Source organism: Amaricoccus solimangrovi (assembly GCF_006385685.1).
In the GTDB taxonomy this organism is placed as follows: Bacteria; Pseudomonadota; Alphaproteobacteria; order Rhodobacterales; family Rhodobacteraceae; genus Amaricoccus; species Amaricoccus solimangrovi.
Genome location: NZ_VFRP01000096.1, coordinates 1 through 1,519, shown reverse-complemented (window position 1 = coordinate 1,519; position 1,519 = coordinate 1). Strand labels below are relative to the sequence as shown.

The window sequence follows — 1,519 nt, the reverse complement described above, 5'->3', positions numbered from 1 at the left end:
CCGTCGCGGACCGAGATCGGCAGGGTCCGGCCCTGCTCGCGGAACCGGGCGATCGCGGCCGGCAGCACCGTGGCGCGGGAGAGCGGCATCGCGCCGACGACGATGCGCCCGGCCTCGCGGCCGAGCGTCTCGGCGACATCCGCCTCGGCCTGCGCGAGTTCCGCGAAGGCGAGCCGCGCCGCCCGCGCCAGCGCCTGCGCCGCGCGGGTCGCGATCATGCCGTAGGAGGTGCGCTCGAAGAGCGCCCGCCCCGCCTCCTGTTCGAGCCCTGTTATCGCGCGGTGCACGGTCGGCTGGGCGATGCCGAGCCGGCGCGCGGCCAAGGTGAAGTTCTCCGCCTCGCGCACCGCGATCAGCGCGCGCAGCTGCGCCGCCGTCGCGGTCAGCCGCAGCCGGGGCGCGAGATCCGCGAGGGCCGCGTCGATGAAGCCGAAGGCCCGCCGCGCGCGCCCGGCCAGCACCTCGCCGGCCGGCGTCGCATGGAGCCCGCCGGGCGTGCGCTGGAAGAGCGCCGTCTCCGCCTCGCGTTCGAGCTTCGCGATCGCCTGGGTCACGGCGGGCTGCGAGACCAGCGCCGCCTCCGCCGCCCGGGTGATCGAGCCCGAGTCCGCCACGGCGAGGAAGACCCGCAGATGACGGAGGTTGACGGTCATGCGAGCCGGGAGAGGACGCGGTCGGCGCGCCCGGCGAGATCCGCCGCGCCGCCGTCGAGCCCGAGCGCGCCGATCTCGTCCTGCCACGCGGCGGTCGCGCGAGCGAGCCGGTCGGGCAGGCCGAGCCCGCGCAGCGTCGCCGCGACCTCGCGCATCTCCGCCGCGCGCCGGATGCCGTGCACCATCATCCGCTCGAGATTGTAGGCGCCGCGCCGGGTCCAGTCCATCCCGGGATCGGAAGCGTCGAGCGAGGCGAGCACGGCCGCGTCCACCCCGGCCCGCCGCGCCGCGAGGAAGCATTCCGCCGTCAGCGCCTCGATCCCCTTCACCATGACCGAGCGCAGCATCTTGATCGTCGAGGCGTCGCCGACCCGATCGCCCGCGACCTCCGGCCGCATCCCGAGCACCCGGAGCGCGGCCGCCGCCGCTTCGGCCTCGGCCCCGGCGAGCAGGACCGGGGTCAGGTGCCGCCTCGGGTGGACCGGCGCCATGATCGCCATATCGACATAGGCCCCGCCCGACGCCTCGATCACCGCCGCCGCCGCGCGTTTGGTGTCGGGCGCGCAGGAATTGCCGTCGAGCCAGAGCGTGCCAGGCGCCAGCGCGCCGGCCGCCGCCTCGGTCGCCGCCAGCGCCTGATCGGCGGTGACGAGGCAGAGCACCAGAGCGGCGCCGGCAAGCGCCTCCGCCGGGCTCTCGCAAGGGATCACCCCGGCCACGCCACTGCGCGCGGCGACGGGCCCGGCCTTCGGCGGATCGAGCAGCTTCACGTCGAAGGCTCGCGCCGGGCCGGGCCGCGCGGCGCCCCAGCCGGTCACGAAGGCCTCCGCCGCCTCGCCGAAGCCGATCAGGGCGATCCCGCCCGC

General features: G+C 76.8%; 2 protein-coding genes. Both read right to left on the bottom strand.

All coding sequences use genetic code 11. From position 1 onward, the window contains the following. A partial coding sequence (locus FJM51_RS23370; RefSeq protein ID WP_140456484.1) for a LysR family transcriptional regulator occupies window positions 1–653 on the bottom strand: 653 nt, incomplete at its 3' end. Further along, a partial coding sequence (locus tag FJM51_RS23365; protein ID WP_210240416.1) for an NAD(P)-dependent oxidoreductase occupies window positions 650–1,519 on the bottom strand: 870 nt, incomplete at its 5' end. The genes FJM51_RS23370 and FJM51_RS23365, both read right to left, overlap by 4 nt.